The 21,809-nt window shown below is 45.4% G+C and carries 20 protein-coding genes, 4 pseudogenes and 1 riboswitch; of the genes and pseudogenes, 7 read left to right on the forward strand and 17 right to left on the reverse strand.

What is annotated here, in order from left to right:
* Window positions 1–31 precede the first annotated feature (31 nt).
* From F905_RS11260 to F905_RS11275, 4 genes are all read right to left on the reverse strand, one after another.
* The gene (locus tag F905_RS11260; protein ID WP_005180800.1) at window positions 32–607 is read right to left on the reverse strand and encodes a TMEM165/GDT1 family protein; all 576 of its coding nucleotides are present in this window, start codon (window positions 605–607) and stop codon (window positions 32–34) included.
* A 71-nt stretch (window positions 608–678) separates the two neighbouring features.
* A riboswitch (yybP-ykoY riboswitch) is annotated at window positions 679–819 on the reverse strand.
* 112 nt (window positions 820–931) lie between these two features.
* Complete coding sequence (locus tag F905_RS11265) at window positions 932–2,956, reverse strand: 2-oxo acid dehydrogenase subunit E2 (RefSeq protein WP_005180802.1); 2,025 nt, start codon at window positions 2,954–2,956, stop codon at window positions 932–934.
* A 2-nt stretch (window positions 2,957–2,958) separates the two neighbouring features.
* Window positions 2,959–5,661 carry a pyruvate dehydrogenase (acetyl-transferring), homodimeric type gene (gene aceE, locus F905_RS11270; RefSeq protein ID WP_005180803.1) on the reverse strand — a complete coding sequence of 901 codons (2,703 nt, stop codon included), beginning with the start codon at window positions 5,659–5,661 and terminating at the stop codon, window positions 2,959–2,961.
* A gap of 268 nt (window positions 5,662–5,929) precedes the next feature.
* Window positions 5,930–6,613 carry a M23 family metallopeptidase gene (locus tag F905_RS11275; RefSeq protein WP_005180807.1) on the reverse strand — a complete coding sequence of 228 codons (684 nt, stop codon included), beginning with the start codon at window positions 6,611–6,613 and terminating at the stop codon, window positions 5,930–5,932.
* A gap of 108 nt (window positions 6,614–6,721) precedes the next feature.
* On the opposite strand from F905_RS11275, the gene F905_RS11280 reads away from it, so the two are divergent.
* The gene (locus F905_RS11280) at window positions 6,722–7,162 is read left to right on the forward strand and encodes a DciA family protein (protein ID WP_005180808.1); all 441 of its coding nucleotides are present in this window, start codon (window positions 6,722–6,724) and stop codon (window positions 7,160–7,162) included.
* Between the two features lie 97 nt (window positions 7,163–7,259).
* Here F905_RS11280 and lpxC read toward each other — a convergent pair whose 3' ends face one another.
* From lpxC to gshB, 8 genes are all read right to left on the reverse strand, one after another.
* Window positions 7,260–8,162, reverse strand: coding sequence for a UDP-3-O-acyl-N-acetylglucosamine deacetylase (gene lpxC, locus F905_RS11285; RefSeq protein WP_005180809.1), 903 nt, complete (start codon window positions 8,160–8,162; stop codon window positions 7,260–7,262).
* A 124-nt stretch (window positions 8,163–8,286) separates the two neighbouring features.
* Window positions 8,287–9,474, reverse strand: a complete 1,188-nt coding sequence (gene ftsZ, locus F905_RS11290) for a cell division protein FtsZ (RefSeq protein ID WP_005180810.1) — start codon at window positions 9,472–9,474, stop codon at window positions 8,287–8,289.
* 160 nt (window positions 9,475–9,634) lie between these two features.
* Window positions 9,635–10,897, reverse strand: a complete 1,263-nt coding sequence (ftsA, locus tag F905_RS11295) for a cell division protein FtsA (RefSeq protein ID WP_005180811.1) — start codon at window positions 10,895–10,897, stop codon at window positions 9,635–9,637.
* Between the two features lie 65 nt (window positions 10,898–10,962).
* Window positions 10,963–11,817 (reverse strand): cell division protein FtsQ/DivIB, encoded by an 855-nt coding sequence (locus tag F905_RS11300; protein ID WP_005180814.1) that lies wholly within the window; start codon window positions 11,815–11,817, stop codon window positions 10,963–10,965.
* Window positions 11,818–11,820: 3 nt separating this feature from the next.
* The gene (locus tag F905_RS11305; RefSeq protein ID WP_005180815.1) at window positions 11,821–12,750 is read right to left on the reverse strand and encodes a D-alanine--D-alanine ligase; all 930 of its coding nucleotides are present in this window, start codon (window positions 12,748–12,750) and stop codon (window positions 11,821–11,823) included.
* A 56-nt stretch (window positions 12,751–12,806) separates the two neighbouring features.
* Entirely contained in the window at window positions 12,807–14,255 is a 1,449-nt protein-coding gene (gene murC / locus F905_RS11310) for a UDP-N-acetylmuramate--L-alanine ligase (RefSeq protein WP_005180816.1), read from the reverse strand.
* A 12-nt stretch (window positions 14,256–14,267) separates the two neighbouring features.
* A complete protein-coding gene (gene murG, locus F905_RS11315) occupies window positions 14,268–15,365 on the reverse strand; it encodes an undecaprenyldiphospho-muramoylpentapeptide beta-N-acetylglucosaminyltransferase (RefSeq protein ID WP_005180817.1) in 1,098 nt (365 codons plus the stop codon).
* 323 nt (window positions 15,366–15,688) lie between these two features.
* On the reverse strand, window positions 15,689–16,627 hold the full coding sequence (gshB, locus tag F905_RS11320) for a glutathione synthase (RefSeq protein ID WP_005180818.1): 939 nt from the start codon (window positions 16,625–16,627) through the stop codon (window positions 15,689–15,691).
* Between the two features lie 117 nt (window positions 16,628–16,744).
* Here gshB and F905_RS11325 point away from each other — a divergent pair, with 117 nt between their 5' ends.
* Window positions 16,745–16,939: a DUF3565 domain-containing protein gene (locus F905_RS11325; RefSeq protein ID WP_005180819.1), complete on the forward strand. Its 195-nt coding sequence runs from the start codon at window positions 16,745–16,747 to the stop codon at window positions 16,937–16,939.
* Between the two features lie 54 nt (window positions 16,940–16,993).
* Here the strand turns inward: F905_RS11325 and F905_RS11330 are convergent, their stop codons facing one another.
* The 3 genes and pseudogenes from F905_RS11330 to F905_RS11335 all read right to left on the reverse strand — a co-directional run bounded on the left by F905_RS11330 (window position 16,994) and on the right by F905_RS11335 (window position 18,339).
* Complete coding sequence (locus tag F905_RS11330; RefSeq protein ID WP_005180821.1) at window positions 16,994–17,257, reverse strand: Txe/YoeB family addiction module toxin; 264 nt, start codon at window positions 17,255–17,257, stop codon at window positions 16,994–16,996.
* Window positions 17,244–17,510, reverse strand: a pseudogene (locus tag F905_RS15225) (type II toxin-antitoxin system Phd/YefM family antitoxin). The gene F905_RS11330 and the pseudogene F905_RS15225 overlap by 14 nt, the downstream one beginning before the upstream one ends.
* A gap of 130 nt (window positions 17,511–17,640) precedes the next feature.
* A complete protein-coding gene (locus F905_RS11335; RefSeq protein ID WP_005180822.1) occupies window positions 17,641–18,339 on the reverse strand; it encodes a hypothetical protein in 699 nt (232 codons plus the stop codon).
* 80 nt (window positions 18,340–18,419) lie between these two features.
* Between F905_RS11335 and F905_RS11340 the strand changes: the two genes are divergently transcribed.
* The 3 genes from F905_RS11340 to F905_RS11350 are packed head-to-tail and all read left to right on the forward strand — an operon-like array spanning window position 18,420 to window position 19,985.
* Window positions 18,420–18,764 carry a hypothetical protein gene (locus F905_RS11340; protein ID WP_005180824.1) on the forward strand — a complete coding sequence of 115 codons (345 nt, stop codon included), beginning with the start codon at window positions 18,420–18,422 and terminating at the stop codon, window positions 18,762–18,764.
* A gap of 1 nt (window position 18,765) precedes the next feature.
* Window positions 18,766–19,500 (forward strand): hypothetical protein, encoded by a 735-nt coding sequence (locus F905_RS11345; RefSeq protein ID WP_005180826.1) that lies wholly within the window; start codon window positions 18,766–18,768, stop codon window positions 19,498–19,500.
* A gap of 5 nt (window positions 19,501–19,505) precedes the next feature.
* On the forward strand, window positions 19,506–19,985 hold the full coding sequence (locus tag F905_RS11350) for a hypothetical protein (protein ID WP_034598040.1): 480 nt from the start codon (window positions 19,506–19,508) through the stop codon (window positions 19,983–19,985).
* A gap of 114 nt (window positions 19,986–20,099) precedes the next feature.
* Here F905_RS11350 and F905_RS15440 read toward each other — a convergent pair.
* Window positions 20,100–20,219 (reverse strand): annotated as a pseudogene (locus F905_RS15440) (IS5/IS1182 family transposase); the annotation flags it as partial.
* Between F905_RS15440 and F905_RS15785 the strand changes: the two are divergent.
* Together F905_RS15785 and F905_RS11355 are read left to right on the forward strand one after the other, a co-directional pair.
* Window positions 20,218–20,292: pseudogene (locus F905_RS15785) on the forward strand (reverse transcriptase); the annotation flags it as partial. The pseudogenes F905_RS15440 and F905_RS15785 sit on opposite strands and share 2 nt — an antisense overlap.
* 79 nt (window positions 20,293–20,371) lie before the next feature.
* Window positions 20,372–20,856: pseudogene (locus F905_RS11355) on the forward strand (IS3 family transposase); the annotation flags it as partial.
* A 277-nt stretch (window positions 20,857–21,133) separates the two neighbouring features.
* Here the strand turns inward: F905_RS11355 and pyrE are convergent.
* A complete protein-coding gene (pyrE, locus tag F905_RS11360; RefSeq protein ID WP_005180830.1) occupies window positions 21,134–21,784 on the reverse strand; it encodes an orotate phosphoribosyltransferase in 651 nt (216 codons plus the stop codon).
* Window positions 21,785–21,809: the final 25 nt, after the last annotated feature.

Here is a 21,809-nt window from a genome sequence, read left to right on the forward strand (position 1 = left end):
GGGAAGATTGGGCCAAAATCAGTAGCAGCCTTTAAAAGAAATAATATTGCAACAAGGTGCTGACCCCGATGATCAGGAAAATCAGTGCACCAATTTTATGAATCAAGGATACCGGTAATTTCTCTGCCATTTTATTGCCGATAAATACTGCCGGCGCATTGGCAATCATCATCCCCAAGGTGGTGCCAATCATCACCCAGAAAATACTGTCAAAACGCGCAGCCAGCGCCACGGTTGCAATCTGGGTTTTATCGCCAATTTCTGCCAGGAAGAACAGAATAAAGGTGGCACCAAACACTCCGTATTTCTGCCATTTGTTGATGCTTTCATTTTCATCATCCAGCTCATCCGGAATCAGCATCCAGATCGCCATTCCAATAAAACCGAGTGCCAGAATCCAGCGCAGAATTTCAGGACTTAAAATGGTGGTAATCCATTGTCCCAAGGCTGCAGATAAACCGTGATTGATCAGGGTAGCGGCCAGAATCGCCAGCAGAATTGGCAGCGGTTTACGGAAGCGGGCCGCCAGTAACAGGGCCAACAGCTGGGTTTTATCACCCATTTCGGCCAAAGCGACAATTGCAGTTGAGATCAGGAATTCATACATGATGGATTTCTCTGGCTAGCACACATACCAATGACCTATCCCTCCTGCTAGCCAAATCTGCAGAGTGATAAATCAAAGGTCTTGCCAACAAAAGAAAGCTTGAGAAAAGCATTTTGGTTCTTTGCTATGATGACCATGCCCTGTTGAGCAAATATGTTGACCATCACCTTTTTACTTTGCGTAAAAAGCGGCTACTCCCCAATGAAGTGCTGTTATTGTAATCGGCCACAGAAAAAACTCAAGTACCAAAAGCAAAAACCCTGCCGAAGCAGGGTTTTTTCAACTTTGCACGTTCTCCGTCACAGAGAAACACCAAGCGGAGTTTTAGATTAACAAAGTCCGGATATCTTTGAGCAGCTTGGTCAGCTTGTTGGTAAATCGGGCTGCATCTGCGCCATTAATCACACGGTGATCATAAGACAGCGACAGTGGCAACATTAAGCGTGGATCAAAGCCTTCGCCATTCCAAACCGGTTGCATAGTGGCAGGAGAAATCCCCAGAATTGCCACTTGCGGCCAGTTCACCAGCGGCGTGAAGGCGGTACCACCAATTGCGCCAAGGCTGGAAATGGTAAAGTTGGCGCCTTGCAGGTCTTTCGGCGACAGTTTCTTGTCACGCGCTTTTTGACCCAGCTCGCCCAGTTCAACGGCAATCTGCTTAATTGATTTTTGGTCTGGATTACGCAGTACCGGTACCGTTAGGCCATCTGGTGTTGCCACCGCGATGCCCATATGGATTTCATTACGGAGCAGCACAGACTTGCCATCATCAGACAAATGACCGGCAAACTCGCGCTCTTCTTTCAGCAAGTAGGCCACTGCCTTAATAATAAAGGCCATAATGGTCAGGCTGATGCCCTCTTTCTTGAAGTTGCCTTTCAGCTCATTACGCCATGCTTCCAGTTCGGTGATGTCTGCTGCATCAAACTGGGTTACTTGCGGAATGTAGTTGTTTAAAGACAGCTGCGGAATGGACACTTGCTGCAAGCGGGTTAAAGCTTTCTCTTCCACACCACCAAACGCATCGAAACTTGGCAGTTTCGGCAAGCCTGATGGTGCTGCTGCCACCGCTGCGGCTGCCGGAGCAGTTTGCGGTGCTGTCAGACGCGACTTCACATAGGCCACCAGGTCTTCTTTCATAACCCGTGCATGTGGACCGGAAGCTTTGACATCGGCCAGGATGACACCCAGTTCACGTGCCAGTTTACGCACTGCAGGACCAGCATATACTTTCGAGTTCGCTGCATTTTGCTCTTTGGTGAGCTTGTCTGCAGTATGTGTACTCGGTACAGCGCTTGAGGCCTGTGCGGCTGGCGCAGCAGGTGCGGCTTTTTGTGCTGGCGCTTCAGCTTTTGCTGCTTGCGGTGCTGCAGGTGCTGCCTGACCTTCCGCCTCAATGGTCACCAAGGCAATGCCTTCTGACACATTCTGGCCCAGCTCGACATGAATCGCCTTGATTACACCCGCGGCGGTACTTGGCACTTCAACCGTGGCCTTGTCCGATTCCACCACAATAATACTTTGATCTTTTTCGACCGTATCACCGACCTGAACCAGAATTTCTGCAACCGCGGCTTTATCAACCCCTAAATCCGGGACCTTCACTTCGACATCACCCGCCGGTGCTGCAGAAGCTGGCGCTGCTGGTTCAGCTTTGGGTTCAGGCGCCGCCTGAGCAGTGGGTTGCTGTTCGGCTTGAGCTTGCGACTGTTCAGCTGCTGGTGCTGCCTCTGCCGTGGCCACGGTCAGAATCACCACACCTTCTTTGACGCTATCGCCAGCCTGAATCTCAATAGAGGCCACCGTACCCGATACCGTACTTGGCACTTCCACCGTGGCTTTGTCCGATTCCACCACCACAATGCTCTGATCGACATCAATCTGATCGCCGACCTGAACCAGAATTTCACCAACCAGCGCTTTTTCTACACCAATATCCGGCACTTTCACTTCAACGGTTACAGCGCTGCCAGCCGCTGCTGTCTGGTTTTGCGAGGCTGCCGCAGGTTGATGGCTGCTCACTTCCGCAATAATGTCCTGATCAGACAATGAGGTCGGGGTGTTTTCAGACGTTTTTTGCGGTGCATCAGCCAGTTGTGGTTCAACGGCTTGTGACGTTCCATCTTCGGCTTCCAGTTCAATCAGCACCGCGCCTTCTGCGACTTCATCACCCTGATTGACCAGAATGCTTTTCACCACCCCGGCTGAAGTGCTTGGCACTTCAACAGAGGCTTTGTCGGATTCCAGCAACACAATACTGTCATCGACCGCGATGCTATCGCCGACTTTGACCAGAATTTCAGCCACGGTGGCTTTATCTACACCAATATCAGGAGTCGTAATGTGCATGATTAGTTCTCCTCTTTGTAGTCAGCCACAGCGTGCAGCTCAGGCGTAGCCTGTGGTGCCCACGCGACCGGACGGTCGGTATCCAGCTCAAAGCTTGAAATGGCATCTTTGACCAGACGCGCATCAACTTCGCCTTCATCGGCCAGTTTCTTCAAGGTCGCCACCACAATGTGTGCGGCATCGACACCAAAGTAGCTACGCAGGTTGGCACGTGTATCCGAACGGCCATAACCATCTGTACCCAGCGCCACAAACGGACGGCTGTCTGGCAAATAAGCACGGATCTGTTCGCTATAAGCACGCATATGGTCAGTTGCAGATACCACAATACCGTCCGTACCACGCAGCTGTTTCGATACCCACGGCTCTTTGGCTTCTTCCGCCAGCGGATGCAGACGGTTGTATTCTTCGCATGCCATACCATCACGCGCCAGTTCGTTGAAGCTGGTCACGCTGTAGACATTGGAGTGAATCTGGTATTCCTCACGCAGGATTTTCGCGGCTTTAATCACTTCACGCAGAATCACGCCGGAACCAAGAAGCTGAACCGTGGCTTTTTCATCTTCTTCAAGTAGATACATACCACGCTTGATGCCTTCTTCAACGCCCTGCGGCATTTCAGGATGCTCGTAGTTCTCGTTCATAACCGTCAGGTAATAGAATACACGTTCCTGATTGACATACATGCGTTGTAAACCGTCATGGACGATAACCGCCAGTTCATAACCGAAACATGGGTCATAAGAGACACAGTTTGGAATGGTATTGGCCAGAATGTGCGAGTGACCGTCCTGGTGCTGTAAACCTTCACCGTTCAGGGTAGTACGGCCTGCGGTTGCACCGAGCAAGAAACCTTGCGCCTGTGCATCACCGGCTGCCCAGGCAATATCGCCGATTCGCTGGAAACCAAACATCGAGTAGTACATGTACATCGGAATCATTGGCAGGTTATTGGTCGAATAACTGGTCGCCAACGCCGCCCAGGCACTCATCGCACCGGCTTCGTTAATCCCTTCCTGCAGCATGTGACCGTCTTTGGCTTCACGGTAATGCATCAACTGTTCCTGGTCTTCCGGAGTGTATTTCTGGCCATGTGCGGCATAAATACCCAGTTGACGGAACATACCTTCCAGACCGAAGGTACGCGCTTCATCTGGAACAATTGGCACCACGCGGTCTTTAATGGCTTTTTCTTTTAACAGTGCAGAGATCAGACGCACCATCACCATAGTAGTCGATTGTTCTTTACCGTTTGAACCTTTTAGCACTGCATCAAACACCGACAGCTCAGGAATCGCGAGAGATTCACTGTCTTTACGGCGTGCCGGCAAGTAACCGCCCAGCGCTTCACGACGCGCCTTCATATATTTAATTTCAGGCGAGTTTTCACTTGGACGATAGAATGGCACTTCTTCCAGCTGCTCATCGGTAAATGGCAGGTTGAAACGGTTACGTACATATTTCAGTGATTCAAGCTGCATTTTCTTGATTTGGTGAGTTTTGTTCACCGCTTCAATTTCTTCAGACAGACCATAGCCTTTTACGGTTTTGGCCAGAATCACGGTTGGCTGACCTTTGGCTTTGGTCGCTTCGGTATAGGCGGCAAATACCTTGTACGGGTCGTGACCGCCGCGGTTCAGATTATCAATATCTTCATCGCTTAAGTTTTTCACCAGCTCTTCAGCTTCCGGATAACGGCCAAAGAAGTGCGCACGGGTGTAAGCACCACCTTTCACCTGATAACGCTGATAGTCACCATCAACCGCTTCTTCCATCACTGCTTTCAGCGCGCCAGATTTATCTTTATCCAGTAGCGGGTCCCAATGACGGCCCCAGACCACTTTAATTACACGCCAGCCTGCGCCGCGGAACAGTGATTCCAGTTCCTGAATAATTTTACCGTTACCACGTACCGGACCATCTAAACGCTGCAAGTTACAGTTCACCACCCAGATCAGGTTGTCGAGCTTCTCACGACCCGCCAGTGAAATCGCACCCAGGCTTTCCGGCTCATCCATTTCGCCATCGCCCAGATAAGCCCAGACTTTACGGTCTTCTTCTTTGATCAGGCCACGGTTCATCAGGTATTTTTGAATATGCGCCTGATAGATCGACATGATCGGACCCAGACCCATGGATACGGTCGGGAACTGCCAGTAGTCTGGCATCAGGTATGGGTGTGGGTAAGATGGCAAACCTTTACCGCCGACTTCACGGCGGAAGTTATTTAAATGTTCTTCAGTCAGACGACCTTCAAGGAAAGAACGTGCATAGATACCCGGAGCACAGTGACCTTGATAATAGATCATGTCGCCGCCAAAGTTATCACTATTGGCACGGAAGAAATGGTTAAAGCCGACATCATAAAGGGTGGCAGAAGAAGCAAAACTGGCCAGGTGACCACCAAGATCATCGCCCGTTTTGTTAGCACGCAGCACCATCGCCAGTGCATTCCAGCGAATCAGGGCGCGGATACGACGCTCCATATCCTGATCACCCGGCATTGGCGGTTGCTCTTCAACTGAAATGGTATTTAAATAAGGCGTATTTAGACGCTGAATGGGAACGTGTTTCGCGATTGCCCGTTGATAAAGTTTTTCTAATAAAAATGCCGCACGCTCGGTTCCCATGTGCTGCAAAACTGAATCAAACGCGTCCTGCCACTCTTGGGTTTCCTGCGCGTCGGTATCACCATAATACGCCATAGTCGGTCATTCCTGAATCCTAATTATATGGTTTATATGTACCATATTTCTGCTTTCTAAAGGTATGGCCATCGGTGAATACGACTTTAGACTAGTATTTCGAGAAAAAATATCTATTGACGTTTTATTACCCAAAATAACAAAAAACCGCCAATAGCGGCGGTTTAATATACAGACAATATTCTTTTGAGTGATAATATAATCGTTATAAGGTCTTAATGCATGACGTGCTCAAAAATTAGGCCTTTTGAGCAAAAGCCGCAAGCTGTTAAGGCAGCATTGCCAGGTAAGTTGATGGGTTTTTACGAACGCCGTCTTTTACTACTTCATAATGTAAATGAGGACCGGTACAACGACCTGTACAACCCACGTTTGCAATATGCTCACCTGCAGCAACACGATCGCCGACACGTGCAATTAAGCGTGATGCATGAGCGTAACGGGTTAAATAGCCATTGCCATGGTTAATTTCAACATATTGACCATAACCTGTACCCCAACCTGATTTAGTTACGATACCCGGGCCAGTGGCATAAATTGGTGTGCCGCTTGGCGCTGCTAAATCTAAACCTGAATGACGTTCAGCACGACCATTCATGGTACGACCGCCATAGTTTGAGCTCACGCGGGCATTGGGTAAAGGATGCGCCACTAACCAGCTATATGGATTAGCGCTATAAGATTTCGCAGAAGACGCTGAACCGTATTTTTTCGCTAAAGATTCGTTGTTTAATTCAACCGTTTTTTCACGCAGTTTGACATTAATTTCAGTTTGCGCCGGAATATTGATGTCTTGTGACTCGCTATAGGTCCCTTGTGCCAGGGTGCGGGTCAATTCTTCAATACGGTCTGTCGATGAATTTTGGCTGTTTAAGTCAACCAGATCAGCAAAAGCCACTGACGCCGCAGAAGCCGCCAAAGAAAACGCTAATAAAATACGTCGCGTATGCATAAAAACCTCATAAAAACTGTTCTTACTCAGAGTTCCTTGGTGATCTCTTCCTTGATCTTCACTGAAAGGAGCGCATAAGATTAAGACATAAACATGAAGGAAATATGTATGTCCGAGCCTTGTAACGTCTTTCGCCAAACAAGAAAACACATAAAAACAGGAAACCTAACGTTTCTCTCAACGCAAGTTGCTGCCTGGCAGAAACTTACTCAAATTATTCAACCCTTGTTGCCCCAACCCGAACTTTGGCAGGTTGTTTGTTATCAGCAAGGGATTCTTACCATTACTGGCGCCAATCAGGCGATGGTGAGTCAACTGGCCTATTTGCAAAAACAGTATGTTGCTCAGCTATCACAATTGGCAGAACTTCAAGATTTACACAAGATTCAGGTCCGGTTAAAACCGCAGTTGCAAACGCCCCCAAAACAGGAAAAATCTTCAAGAACACTCAGTACAGAAACCCAGGAAATGCTTCGCGGTGCTGCTGACTTTGTGAGCGACCCTAAGCTTAGCCAAGCTTTGTTACGTTTGGCAAGCAATAAAAAGTAACATTGCGCCAATCTAAAAAATACAAAACCGATAAAAACGAGAATTAGTTCACTTTTTTAGATGTTACATTATAACATCACCAAGGAAAGACAATGACTTATGTCACACTCACATACGGAATTGGACATTGATTGATGTCATCAAATGTTACAATTTCATAGCTGCTTGGATCTTTTTGCACATTCCGCAAGAGCTGGTTATTCAGTGCATGACCCGATTTATATCCATCAAATTTCGCAATAATTTGATGACCGAGCAAATACAGGTCGCCCACCGCATCTAATATTTTGTGACGAACAAATTCATCCGAGAAACGCAGGCCCTCTTCATTGACCACACCGGTGTCATCGACCCCAATGGCATTTTCCAGGCTGGCGCCCAAGGCCAGATTGTTGGCTTTTAAATAATCCAGATCTTTCATAAAGCCAAAGGTGCGTGCTTCACTGACTTCATAGACGAAGGTTTCGGTAGAAAAATCAATGGTGGCAGACTGATATTCTTTTTTAAAGGCGGGATGATCGAAATCGATGGTAAAATTGAGCTGGAAACCGTCATGCGGGGTGAAAATGGCACGTTTATCATCAATTAGCGCTTCGACCGGTTTTAAAATCTTGATGAATTTTTTTGGCGCATCCTGCTCTTTTAAGCCACCCTGCATTAATAAATAGATGAAGGGACCGGCACTGCCGTCCATAATTGGCACTTCAGAGGCGGAAACCTCGATAATCAGGTTATCAATTCCCAGACCCGCCAGCGCACTCATAATGTGTTCAATGGTGCCGACTTTGGCATTGTCCTGAACCAGATTCGAGCACATAAAGGCTTCCTGAATCAGCATGGCATCGGCCGGAATATCGACCGGTGGATTCAGGTCAATACGGCGAAACACGATTCCCCCGTCAGCATGGTGCGGCACAAAGTTAATCATGACTTTCTGTCCACTATGCAGACCTATACCACTCGCTTTCACGACACGTTCTAGGGTACGTTGTTTCAACATGCTCTCAATTCATCTGTATATAAAACCGCTATACGTTAGCATATTTAGCCATTGATAAAAAACAAAAAGGTAGCCATTTGGCTACCTTTTACAAGTTCTGGAATAAAAATCTATATCGTAAAAATTATTTACGTTGTTGATTTTTAAGATATTCCTGAATACTCATTGGCGTTGGACGTGAATTATTGCTGCTGCCTGCAGTCGCATTGATGGCCGGCGCTGCCTCTGCCTGACGCTGAATGGCCGGAACATCATCTTCTTCAACCGGCTGTTGAGCGGTTGCCTGTGCAGACTGCACCACTGAAGAACGCTTGACTGGCTCAACCGCATCGGCTGAATTACGGGTCAAACCAGTGGCAATTACGGTCACGCTGATTTCATCACGCGCATCCGGATCAAATACGGTACCGTAGAATACCTGGCCTTCATCCAGATCGACAATCTGGTTGACAACATCGGTAATTTCTTCAATTTCACCAAAGGTCACGTCATCACCACCGGTCACGTTAATCAGAATACCTTTAGCATTCATGATGGTCACGTTATCGAGTAATGGACTGCGGATCGCCTGCTCTGCTGCCTGACGGGCACGGTTTTCACCACGACCCAGACCGACACCCATCATGGCATAACCACGAGTGCTCATGGCCGTTTTCAGATCGGCAAAGTCAAGGTTGATGTGACCTGGACGTACCACTAAATCAAAGATACTGCGCACGGCATTTAACAGCACGTCATCTGCCTTTTTATAGGCATCTTTCATGGAAATGTCGCGGAATACTTTTAACAAGCGCTGGTTTGGAATGATGATCAGGGAATCAACATGCTGCTCTAAAGCTTCAATGCCTTTTTCCGCAGATTGCAGACGGCGTTTACCTTCAAAGTTAAACGGTGTGGTTACGACACCGACAGTTAAAATGCCCATTTCTTTGGCAATTTCAGCCACAACAGGTGCAGCACCGGTACCGGTACCGCCGCCCATACCGGCGGTCACAAACACCATATCGGTGCCTTCTAACTGCTGGCGAATCAGCTCGCGGCTTTCTTCAGCAGCGGTTTGACCCACTTGCGGATTAGCCCCTGCGCCCAGACCACGGGTACTTTGCTCGCCCAGCTGGATTTTGCACTGTGCATTCATGCGGTCCAGTGCCTGTTTATCGGTATTGGCACAGACAAATTTCACACCCTGGATATCTGATTCCAGCATATGCTGTACGGCGTTACCGCCTGCACCACCTACACCAAATACAGTGAAACGGGCTTGACCGTTGTTATCGGTTTGATCATCTTCAAAAAATTCAAATGAGGCCATGACCTTTAGCTTTCCTAATTCATAATTGGCAGTCACTTCAGCCCGTATACTGCCTTGATCTTAATAAAAAATTGTTTTTAAGAATGCTGTCCAACGGCTGCCTTGTCAAGTACAAGCGATAATCCGTACAACTTCCTAACAATATTCCCTAAAAAATCAACTAAAAAATTGATTTCAGTTTTTCGTTGAGTCCTGACCAGGCACGACCTACACGCGCCCAGACCGATAAGGTCTCCGGGTCTTCGGTTTCGACAATGGTGTCCTGACTGTAGCTCTGGCTATACATCAGCACGCCCGCTGCGGTTGCATACTGCGAACGGCGTAAGGCAGCCTGATGCGGTTCATCGGCATAAACCTGTACCGGCGGATTGCCCAAATGCGCAGACACACCCAGGGTGCGGCGCACCAGACTGACCATGCCTTCAATCTGACAGGCATCACCAGCCAGCACCACACCATGATATAAGCCATGAATGGCGCCACTGTTTTCCAGTTCTTGACGGATTTGCGCAAAAATTTCTTCATAACGCGCAATAATAATTTCCGACAGTTCAATCCGGCTGATGGTTTGCGGACCATCAATGCCCTGAATCTGAATCATGTGATCAGGTTTGACCACTTTTAAATCGACGCAACCGTAAAGCAGTTTAATCCGCTCGGCTTCTTCGGTGGTGGTCTGCAATACCGCCGCGATATCACGGGTCACATGCTCACCGCCACGCTGCAGGGTTTGTGACAGCGCCAGACGACCATCCAGATAGACCGCAATATTGGTGGTACCGGCGCCAATATCAACCAGGCACACGCCATATTCTTTTTCATCTTTCAGTAAACTGGCTTCAGCGGTGGCCAGATGCGACACCACCATTTTTTCTACACCAATATTGGCCCCTTTTAAGGCACGGTCCAGATTCTGCATGGTGCTAATCGGCAGCATCATCAGCTGATAATGACCGGTCATGCTATGCGCCGACATACGGATCGGGTTTTGTACCCATTCACCGGAATCATCCAGATCAAAGCCCAATGGCACCGCGCTGACCAGATAATGGTCTGAAGTTAAATGGCTGGCTTTGGCCAGATCTAAGGCACGAACCACTTCACTTGTTGTAATTGTGTGGTCACTATTTTCAATTGGGGTACGCCCCGCAGCATAAAAACTTTTTAATTCTGCACTTGGAATAGAAATCCAGGCTGAATGCACCCGGCATTCCGCCATATCTTCTGCTTCTTGAACGGCATTTTTAATGGCTGTAATGACTTTATCGAGACTTACAATTTTTCCTTTATTCATGCCTCGGTTACGAGCGGTAGCCATACCAATCACTTGGATATTGTCTGGCGCGTGTACCTTACCAATCAAAACTGAAACTTTGTGTGTCCCAATGTCAATCGCAACAACCGAGGGAACAGCTTCACTCATTTATTTACTACCATCACATGTTTGTTTAATTAATGGCTTAATGCCTCTATTTTTAAAGCCAAGTATTATGGCTTTGCTGCTATTGCATTCGCAATGCTTGTGTCATCAATCGTTACAACAAAATGACCATTGGCAATTTTTGGTGCCACCGAGTTTTTCCACTGGATCGCCAGACCATTGCGGTAACGCAGGTCAATTGCAGAAATCCTGGACCATACCGGCTTGAAGTCACTTTGCGCCAGATGACTCAGACGCTGCAATTTACTCATGGTCTGATCCTGATCCACAATCACCCGCAGGCCAGAATCAAACTGCATAAACCAGGTCATCCGGTCGGTGAGATATAACTCTTTTAAACGCAGATTCACCGGTAAAAATAACTGGTTAATTTCATTATAGCGACGCATCATCATTTTGGACTGATGCATCGGGCCATGTAATAACGGCAGATGCTGATTATTCTTGGGTGTCACTTCCGAAAACACATCACCGCTGTCACTGAGTAAACGTCCGGTGCCCCAGCGCGCAATCGCATGGCGTGGCATGACCCGTAAACGGATGGCATTCGGCCAGGCGCGTGACACCACCACCCGATCGACCCAGGACAGTTCCAGTGCGGTATCACGAATCTGTTCCAGATCGGAAGTAAAATAGTTATCTGTGACCACTGGCGAAACATGGGTCATGACCTGGCGCAGTTCGGCATTGGAACGGGTACCGACCACGTCCAGTTCAGCCACGCGTGCATCGGTCATGACTTTATATAGACCATAGATTCCTGCTGCCAATACCACAATCGCCACGCACAGCAATACCCATCCACCCAGGTTCGTCAGCTTTTCTTTACGCGTCGGTGGCTTATCGTGAATCGAGGTAATCGCTGCGCGTTTACGGCGCATGGAAGCAGGAAGTTGAGCCATGGCTTAGTGGGTCGCATCCGTTAAGGTTTGTTCAAGAATTGCCACGCACAAGGCATCAAAACTGTAGCCCACCGCCTGCGCGGCTTTTGGCACCAGTGAGTGACTGGTCATGCCCGGTACAGTGTTGACTTCAAGCAGCCAGAAATTGCCTTGTTCATCCTGCATTGCATCAATACGGCCCCAGCCGCTGGCACCTACCGCCTGGAACGCACGCAGGGCCAAGACCTGTAACTGCTGCTCTTCCGACTCGGTTAAGCCACATGGAATGCCGTATTGCACATCATTACGGTTGTATTTGGCTTCATAGTCATAGAACGCCACATCTTTAGGCGGTTCCAGACGAATCACCGGCAAGGCCTGACCGTTCAGTAAGACAATCGTGAACTCGCGACCGGTAATCCATTTTTCAGCCATCACCACTGCATCATGCTCGGTGGCTTTGGCAATCGCTTCAGCAAAGTCTTCAATACGTTCGACTTTGCTCATGCCAATACTGGAACCTTCATGTACCGGCTTGATAATCAGTGGTAAACCCAATGCAGCGACAATATCAGCCGGGTTTGAATCTTTGGTGACAATACGATACGGCGCTGTTGGCAGCTCGGAACCTTGCCAGACCTGTTTGGTTTTGACCTTGTCCATGCCAATGGCTGAACCCTGTACGCCAGTACCGGTATACGGCACATTCAGCCATTCCAGTACACCCTGAATCTGGCCATCTTCACCGCCGCGGCCGTGCAGGACAATAAAGGCACGATCATAGTTGACCAGTTCGGTCACACTACGATCTTTCGGGTCAAACGCTTCTGCCTGAATGCCTTCGCGCAGCAGCGCATCGAGCACTGCCTGTCCACTATCCAGAGACACCCCACGCTCGGCAGATTTTCCACCAAATAACACGGCAACTTTGCCGAACTTTGAAGCATTTGACACGTTTATATCCTTAAACTTTACACTGAGCGACCAAATTCAAATATCACTTTGGGTGATTATTTTAAATACAATTTATTTTGAGCAAGCTCGATGGAGATTGCTCCTACATTACCCGCACCTTGGGTCAATAATAAATCATTCGGTTGTAACACTTTTTGTACCAGTGTTTCCAGATTGCCTTCAACCGGATCAATCAGAATCGGTTCAACCTGACCACGCAGACGGATACTGCGTGCCAGACTGCGACTGTCGGCACCCACAATGGCTTTTTCACCGGCAGGATACACTTCCAGCAACAGCAGTTGATCGACCTGCGATAACACTTCAACAAAGTCATCAAAACAGTCACGGGTACGGCTAAAACGGTGCGGCTGGAACAACATCACCAGACGGCGGTCCGGATGGCTCTGACGCGCGGCTTTAATGGTGGCTTCCACTTCTTTAGGATGGTGACCATAGTCATCGACCAGTTTGATGCTGCCACCGTCCAGTTCAAATTCACCTTGCACCTGGAAACGGCGACCTACACCACTAAAGCCTTCCAGTGCACGGCAAATCGCACCATCAGAAACACCTTCATCGGTCGCCACACCAATGGCGGCCAAGGCATTCAGTACATTGTGCAGACCTGGCTGATTCACGGTAACACGCAGTGGCTCGCGGTCTTTACGCAATACTGTAAAGTGGGTACGCATACCGTCCTGATCAACATCGACTGCGCGAATATCATTGTCTTCATTAAAGCCGTAGGTTAGCACCGGACGGGCAATACGCGGCATAATTTCACGGATGTTGGCATCATCACCACAAACCACTGCCAAACCATAGAATGGCAGTTTGTGCAGGAATTCAATAAAGGTATCTTTTAGCTTGTCAAAGCTGCCGCCATAAGTATCCATGTGGTCGGCATCAATATTGGTGACAATCGCTGCCATTGGCTCCAGATGCAGGAAAGATGCATCTGATTCATCGGCTTCAGCCACAATATAACGGCTCGCACCCAGTGCAGCATTAACCCCGGTACGGTTCAGCAAACCGCCTATCACGTAAGTCGGGTCCAGATTTTCTTCTGCCAGCATACAGGTAACCAGGCTGGTGGTGGTGGTTTTACCATGTGTTCCGGCCACGGCAATCCCGTGACGATAACGCATCAGCTCACCCAGCATTTCAGCACGGCGCACCACCGGAATACGGTTCTCAATAGCGGCTTTAACTTCCGGGTTTTCCGGATCAATCGCGGTAGAGACCACCAGTACATTGGCGCCCTGAATATTGTCTGCGCTATGACCAATAAACACCCGAATGCCGTTTTCTTCCAGCTGGGCGGTGGTTTTTGAGGCTTTAATATCTGAACCGGAAACGTCATAGCCCTGGTTTTTTAATACCTCGGCAATGCCACACATCCCGGCGCCGCCAATCCCGACAAAGTGGATATGTTTGATACGACGCATTTCAGGCACTTTAATCAGTTCTTTTACTTGATCAGCAGGGATAGATGGAGACATAGTTTACTCGGTTTACAAATCTTGAATTAAAGCAACCACATGTTGGGTTGCATTAGGTTGTGCCTGTTGACGCGCCTTGCTGGCCATTTCAGAGAGCAGTTGGCGGTTCATCAACGGCATTAACAGTTCTTTTAAGCTGTCCGGGGTCATGCTGGCTTGCGGACAGATTTTTGCCGCGCCCGTCTTGGCCAGGAATTGTGCATTGGCCGTCTGATGGTCATCCACAGCGCTTGGCAAGGGCACAAATACCGCAGCCACACCCGCGGTTGCAATTTCCGTAACCGTCAGTGCGCCGGCCCGGCAGATAATCAGATCGGCATCGCTATAGGCCTGTGCCATATCTTCAATAAAGGGTTGCACTTCAACCGTTAAGCTGTCCGGCTTGTTGGCATAACGCGCTCGGGTGCTGTCTGCATGATTTTGCCCACACTGATGATACACATTTAAAGGTACATTCAGCTGTTTTAAGGCTTCTGGGACACGTTCATTCAGTGCCTGCGCACCCAAAGAGCCGCCAACAATTAAAATACGCAGCGGCAAACCTGCTTTTTCACGTTCCTGATAACGCCAGGATGGGGTTAAGGTCGCACTAATTTCTTTACGCACCGGGTTGCCAGTGGTGACAATTTTAGTGCTGGCCGGAAATGTATCCGGGAACGCCTGACAAACGGTTTTGGCAATATGCGACAGCTGGGTATTGGTAAAGCCGGCAATCGCATTCTGCTCATGAATAATGACCGGAATGCCAAGCAGACGTGCCGCCAGACCGCCGGGTCCTGCCACATAGCCACCAAAGCCGGCGACAACCTCTACTTGGTGTTTTTTCATTAACTGCATGGCGCTTAAGGTGGCTTTTAGAATTTTAAAAGGCGCCATTAGTTTGCGTGCCAGCCCGTTACCGCGCACGCCTTGAATATCAATCTGATAAATCGGAATATTCTGGTTTTGTAATAAACGGTTTTCCATGCCTGTAGGCGTTGCTAACCAGGACACATGGATTCCCTGCTGCTGGAGTTCTTTGGCCACGGCTAGGGCCGGGAAAACATGGCCACCAGTGCCTGCGGCCATCATCATCACATGTTTAGGCTTGGTTTGCGCTGCATCAGTCACGGTCTAATTCTTCAATCCAAATATGGCTAATGAAAGTTCTTTATAAGCGCTCAATTGTAATCACAATCGTATAAGCTTGAAAGTTTATTTACTTTTTTTCACCAAGCGGCTCATTGTTTTTTTCAACAGTTTTGAAAGTTTAAACTAGTTTTATTATTAATTCACCGAAATTGTTAAGTTTACTGCATTTTTCATCAAATTATGTCGACTGGTTTTGGTTTACAAAATCGCTATGATTTTCTTGCTCAACGCAGTTTTTCAACCCCAAATCTCGCTTAAGAATACAAAAAGAGCCACCCAAAGTGACTCTTTTCAAGAACTGCTTAACGACCAGCTTCCAGTACATCAAACAGGCTATCGGCAATTGAGGTGCCGAACTGGGCATCAATTTCACGGATACAGGTTGGACTGGTCACGTTAATTTCAGTGACATAGTTACCAATCACATCCAGACCGACAAATACCAGACCTTTTTCACGTAAAAATGGCCCGACTTTGGCAGCAATTGCCTTGTCATTGTCGGTCAATGGACGTGCTTCACCCAGACCACCAGCGGCCAGGTTGCCACGCACTTCGCCGTTTTGCGGAATACGCGCCAGACAATACGGAATTGGTTCTCCATTGACCATTAAAATGCGTTTATCCCCTTCTACGATTTCCGGAATATAACGCTGCGCCATAATTGGCTGGGTGCCGTTATTGGTCAGAATTTCAATGGTGGAGCCAATATTCACACCATCCTGATACAGACGGAAAATGCCCATACCTCCCATCCCATCGAGCGGTTTCACAATCACATCGCCATGTTGCTGAATAAATTCACGAATCAGGCGTTGCTGAGAGGTCACTAAAGTCGGCACCTGCAGCTCCGGGAACTGGGTGGCAAACAGTTTTTCATTACAGTCACGCAGGCTTTGCGGCTTGTTAATAATCCACGCTCCTTCGCGCTCTGCCTGTTCCAGAATATAGGTGCTATAGACAAAGTTCATGTCAAACGGCGGGTCTTTACGCATCAGCACCACATCATAGGCCGCGATGGATTCTTTTTGTTTTTCGCCCAGCTCATAATAATGGTTGTAATCTTCAAAGACTTTTAACGGGCTGATTAGACCGAAAGCCTTACCCTGATCAATATATAAATCTTGTTGTAGTGCATAACCGAGTTCATGACCCCGACGTGCCGCGGCCCACAGCATGGCCATGGTGGAATCTTTTTTCAGGTTCACCGTTTCAATCGGGTCCATCACCACAAGTACGCGCATAATGACTGCTCTTTTAAAATTGCTATGATGTGGAGTATAACGGAGATTCGCTGCCTGTTTTTCTAAATTTGAGTAAAGCTTTGCAGCGCTGTATTTGCTGATTTCAGGAAGCTGCCCATGCAACAGCCAATTGTGGGATATCATTTAGATGAAGAAAATCATTGGGTCGCAGAGCTGGCCTGTGGTCATGGCCAGCACGTGCGGCATAATCCGCCATGGCAGAACCGGCCCTGGGTGATGACGGAGCAAGGACGCAAAGAAAAATTAGGGGTGATGCTAGAGTGTAAGAAGTGTGAGGAGGGATTGGAGTAGGTTTCGTGTAAGATATTAAATCAAAAAATAATCCCCTAAAAATAGGGGATATTGCTAATAATGGAATTGACATTGAATAATAGAGATTCGTTCATCTGTCACTTCATAAACCAATCTATGCTTTTCATCAATTCTACGGCTCCAAAATCCTGAAAGATTCGCTTTTAAAGATTCTGGTTTTCCTGTGCCTTCAAAAGGTGTCCTTTGACATTCTTTGATTAAAGTATTGATACGCTTAATTATCTTTTTATCCTGTGTTTGCCAATAGATATATTTATCCCAGACATTATCAGTCCATTCGACGTTACGATTCGTCATCCTCAATCAACTCTCTTTGTTTGGTTTTTCCCTGCACGTAAGTGAGCAATTGATTCATTTAAGCGACTGGCATTATTTGGAGATGAAAGCAGATATAACGTTTCCATTAGGCTATCGTAATGATTTTGCCCCATTACTACAGTATGATCACCTTCTTTTCTTGTAATAAGAGCAACGTCTACATCATCAAGACTTTATCTAAAACAGATTTTAAATTGTTACGTGCATCCACATATGTAAATACATTGTATATATCTATCCCTCATAGGGTAAGCTGCGTCAAAACGCTGCTAGCTAGACTACCTCAGCGGTAGGGATTGAAACTTTACAATATAAATGCACAGAATTCTGTACATATTGTCAATTTCGTATAACAGTTTATTTTAAATAGCTCCAAAATTAGTGGATATTTCTTGAAAATTCAAAGCTGTTTCTTGGGTATTGGGAACATGCCCAAACACATACTCATTCTTCGCCTGAAAAAAGAAATCAAACCTTTTACTCATCAGTGGGTCTTGTTTGCTCTGCTTTTGATACATCGGTGCAAGGTGGTTGAGATAGTAATTAATCCATTCAGCTTTATCGGTAAAGGTGCTGTAATCTTTTAGATCAGCATAGAGGTTTTGTAAGTCATTAGATATGGCTTCAATATTAGGATGAAACAACCAAACTCTAATATCCATAGGGGAAATCACGGTGACTTCATACGGTTGTGAGGGTTCAAAGCGTTGTATTGTATAGAGCTGTGCGCCATATTCGCTATAACTGGAACAAAGTAGTTTAGTATTTTCAATCTGAAAATAGTCAGTTCCTACTTCGAATTCTCTTATTTGTCTAGAAATATCGAGGCATTGAGGAAGTTTGTTGATGTCTGAGTGAGCTAATGTCTTAAATAGTTCAATAGATCGGCTAATGACATAACTTTCACCTGTACCCGTGATAATACCTTTGTCCCATGAGTAGATTTTTTGACTTTTTTTAGTATTAAATTGAATTTCACCAGATTCTTTTAAAACAATTTTTTTATTGTCTGTGGTGACAATGATGCTATCATTTAATTGTATGGCTACAATGAAAGTCATGTTTACACCCAAGGTTTTGAAATGTTTATATTTTCCAATTTTAATTGAATTTTTACAATTGATAAAGAATAGGTAAACCTATGGCTGGTGGTTCTCAGATTATCATTAATAAAGATGGTATTAAAATTATAACTCCTGCAAAGTTTGAAGCCAAAGCAGGACAACATCTTTTTAAAAATGGAACAAAAGTTGACATTGCTAGAACAGTTTTGCCTGATATAAGAATTAAAACAGAACATCGAAATTTTCAGGCAATTAATTCCGAAAATAATGAAATTTTAATAAATATTCCTTATTCAATTTTGAATAAAAGAACAGGCATTAAGACCTATGGGTTTACAGATAATGAAGGGATGACACATACAATTAAGTCTCCTGAAACTGATGAACTAGAAGTAAAATGGTTTGATCAAGAAGAGAGTTAATGTGACGACAACAACAACAAGTAATACAATAAAAAGTTCAAACTCACCAACTCAACAAGTTTCTTTAAAACCTGAGGCTGAATTACATCTGTTGGTAGGAAGTGCTTATGGTACAGGAGAAAAGGAATCTCCTTATGGACATACTGCTGTATATATTAAAGTACAAGGGAAAGAGTATATTTACGATTTTGGTCGTTATGGTCGCATTAAACCTGAGACTTTTGGTCCTTTTACTCTATCTGGAGCTAGTAGTCCTCGTGGCGAAGGTATCTTAAAAGTTTGGAGTAGTTTTTCAGCATATATTGAGGAAGAAAATAGGCAAGGGGCGAATAGCGGACGTTCTAGAACAACTTATGCCTATGGCTATAAAATTTTTGATAGTCAGGCTAATTTAGTTATTAATTATTATAATAATTTAATTAAATCATCTTTATCTGTCCAAAATACTACACATTATAAACGATATAAGCTTAATCAAGATTACTTTGCTTTAGGACCTAACTGTACTACCCAAAGTTTAGATGCAACAAAAAAGGCCATACCAAGTATGGCTAAATCAGGTCATAGATTTGTTAACTCTGATAAAGTCTTACCTACTACGGCTAAACTTGCTTTTAAGGCTAGTAAATATGAAATGCCTAACTATTTATTTTTACCAGATAATTTGAATGATTACTTAAAAGAGTCTCCAGATGTAAAAGTTAACATAAAAAACACTTATCGTATTAATAGGTAGTTGAAATGAAAAGAAAATTAATAATCATAATATTATCTTTACTTTTTCTCATTCAACTTTTATTGAATATATATCTATGGCGAGGAACAGAAGTGCCAAAAATTCATATATTAGAAAGACCTTTAAAGATTTATTCATTTGAAGGTAAATATTCCCAGAACTCTACATTACCAGAATATTCGATTCTTCCAGAGGGAACAGTACTATATGATGATAGTGACTCTTTAAATCAAAGAGTAAAAGTTTACTTCAATTTACAGGGGGTTGATTTTAATTTTGAAGAACAAGATCCTGAAATTTTAAAGCAACCTAGTGAGCTTTCAGCCATAAGATCTAAAGACTTATTAAACATGGCTAAAAGTGTAGCTTTAATCCAGAAAGATATATATTTGATTATTAAAAATGATGAGACTATAAATGATTCTGTACGTTCGGCACTTTTTAAAAAGTATAAGATAGATCCATCAGAGTATGAAATTGATTAAAAATTTTTACAATTAAAATAATACATCTTATGCAAATTCAAAAAGCGAGGATATAAATTCTCGCTTTTTTTCAAAATGAATAAATAAACTTCACCAATAGATCTCTTGCGAAAGTTAATTCAAGAGCATCCAATTCACCATTCCAACAATTAAATTCATTCTTAGACCAAATCGTTTCCGTCTATTTCTATAGCGTTCTGTTAATATCCGAAAATATTTAAGTTTGCCGTTGATAGGGCGACTTGCACGTGATTTTCCAAATGCCTTTGTGCACTGGAAAATGGGATGTTTACCATCGGTTGGATAATGGGAGCCGGATGAGCTGAGAGGTTCACGTCCGGTTCTGCGAGGGGCTAAGGGTGAGATTCCCTTGGTCTACTCACCCTTATATCCGCACTCATGAAGGGTGGCTATATCTCGCAGTTGTGATTGACCTGTTTTCACGTCTTGTTGTTGGCTGGTCTATGAAATCCAGAATCACGGCAGATCTGGTTTTAGATGCGTTATTGATGGCTTTGTGGCGAAGAAACCCAAAGAACAAAGTCCTAATCCATTCTGACCAAGGCAGCCAATACACCAGTCATGAATGGCAGACATTTCTCAAACATCATAATCTTGAAAGTAGTATGAGTCGTCGACTTGCGCAGTACACTGCTCATGCCATGACAATGCTGTTGCAGAAAGCTTCTTCCAGCTATTAAAGCGGGAACGAATTAAAAAGAAAATCTATGCGACCAGGACTGAAGCAAGGTCGGATATCTTTGAATATATTGAGATGTTCTACAATTCAAAACGCAGACATGGTTCCAATGGTCAGCGTTCTCCATTAGATTATGAAAAGGCCCATCAAAAGATGATTATGTGTGTCTAGAATTTTGGTGGCTATTCATATCATTCTGATTCATAAGCTCTATCTAAATCCAAAAGCAAATAGGTTTTAAACGGTTCCGTCGTATTAAGAAGTTTAAGTCTATCTCAAATTAGCATAATACGCCTTATACGAAATCATATTTTTATTTTATATAAATCATATAGTTATTATATAGAAAAAGCTCAACTCAGCTGAGTTGAGCTTTTTATAGATTGATCACATTCCACGCTGAGTTAGATCAACATTCCAACGATCATTCAATAAAACTGACAAGCACTTAGATCCCATACTTCACACGATAGGCTTCCATCTTCGCCAAAGCCTCTTTTTCACCTTTGGCATCCAGATAATTCATTAAATCTTTCATGGTAATTAAGGCATGTACCGGAATTTCTAGCTCTTTTTGAACTTCCTGAATCGCAGACAAATCACCCTGCCCTTTTTCCTGACGATCTAGCGCGACCAGTACACCGGCAATTGTGGCACCCGCATTTTTTAAAATGGTCACCACTTCACGAATTGCTGTACCTGCGGTAATCACATCATCAATAATCCAGACTTTTTTACCTTCAACCGATGCACCGACCAATACGCCACCTTCACCATGATCTTTGGCTTCTTTACGGTTAAAGCCCCAAGGCACACTCACGCTATGATTTTGCGATAAAGCCACCGCCGTTGCCGCCACAAATGGAATGCCTTTATAGGCTGGGCCAAAAATCACATCAACATTTTCACATTCTGTTAACTTGGCTGCATAGCCTGACGCCAGTAATGACAAGGCTTCGCCATCATTTAATAAACCGGCATTAAAAAAATAAGGACTCACGCGACCCGATTTTAAAGTAAACTCACCAAATTTAAGCACACCACGTGATAATGCGAGTTCGATAAAAGCTTGAGGGTTAAATGTCGCTTGCGTTGACATGAGGTGCTCCAAAATTCATAAATTG

The organism is Acinetobacter sp. CIP 53.82 (assembly GCF_000369465.1).
Classification (GTDB): domain Bacteria; phylum Pseudomonadota; class Gammaproteobacteria; order Pseudomonadales; family Moraxellaceae; genus Acinetobacter; species Acinetobacter indicus.

Excerpts from the sequence above, each read along its gene's own strand:
- ftsZ (WP_005180810.1), bottom strand. The coding sequence starts at position 9,474 with ATGGCCTCATTTGAATTTTTTGAAGATGATCAAACCGATAACAACGGT.
- F905_RS11275 (WP_005180807.1), bottom strand. The coding sequence starts at position 6,613 with ATGCATACGCGACGTATTTTATTAGCGTTTTCTTTGGCGGCTTCTGCG.
- F905_RS11280 (WP_005180808.1), top strand. The coding sequence starts at position 6,722 with ATGTCCGAGCCTTGTAACGTCTTTCGCCAAACAAGAAAACACATAAAA.
- pyrE (WP_005180830.1), bottom strand. The coding sequence starts at position 21,784 with ATGTCAACGCAAGCGACATTTAACCCTCAAGCTTTTATCGAACTCGCA.
- F905_RS11335 (WP_005180822.1), bottom strand. The coding sequence starts at position 18,339 with ATGACTTTCATTGTAGCCATACAATTAAATGATAGCATCATTGTCACC.
- F905_RS11340 (WP_005180824.1), top strand. The coding sequence starts at position 18,420 with ATGGCTGGTGGTTCTCAGATTATCATTAATAAAGATGGTATTAAAATT.
- ftsA (WP_005180811.1), bottom strand. The coding sequence starts at position 10,897 with ATGAGTGAAGCTGTTCCCTCGGTTGTTGCGATTGACATTGGGACACAC.
- F905_RS11265 (WP_005180802.1), bottom strand. The coding sequence starts at position 2,956 with ATGCACATTACGACTCCTGATATTGGTGTAGATAAAGCCACCGTGGCT.
- gshB (WP_005180818.1), bottom strand. The coding sequence starts at position 16,627 with ATGCGCGTACTTGTGGTGATGGACCCGATTGAAACGGTGAACCTGAAA.
- F905_RS11260 (WP_005180800.1), bottom strand. The coding sequence starts at position 607 with ATGTATGAATTCCTGATCTCAACTGCAATTGTCGCTTTGGCCGAAATG.
- F905_RS11350 (WP_034598040.1), top strand. The coding sequence starts at position 19,506 with ATGAAAAGAAAATTAATAATCATAATATTATCTTTACTTTTTCTCATT.
- aceE (WP_005180803.1), bottom strand. The coding sequence starts at position 5,661 with ATGGCGTATTATGGTGATACCGACGCGCAGGAAACCCAAGAGTGGCAG.
- F905_RS11325 (WP_005180819.1), top strand. The coding sequence starts at position 16,745 with ATGCAACAGCCAATTGTGGGATATCATTTAGATGAAGAAAATCATTGG.
- murC (WP_005180816.1), bottom strand. The coding sequence starts at position 14,255 with ATGTCTCCATCTATCCCTGCTGATCAAGTAAAAGAACTGATTAAAGTG.
- lpxC (WP_005180809.1), bottom strand. The coding sequence starts at position 8,162 with ATGTTGAAACAACGTACCCTAGAACGTGTCGTGAAAGCGAGTGGTATA.
- F905_RS11330 (WP_005180821.1), bottom strand. The coding sequence starts at position 17,257 with ATGACGAATCGTAACGTCGAATGGACTGATAATGTCTGGGATAAATAT.
- F905_RS11300 (WP_005180814.1), bottom strand. The coding sequence starts at position 11,817 with ATGGCTCAACTTCCTGCTTCCATGCGCCGTAAACGCGCAGCGATTACC.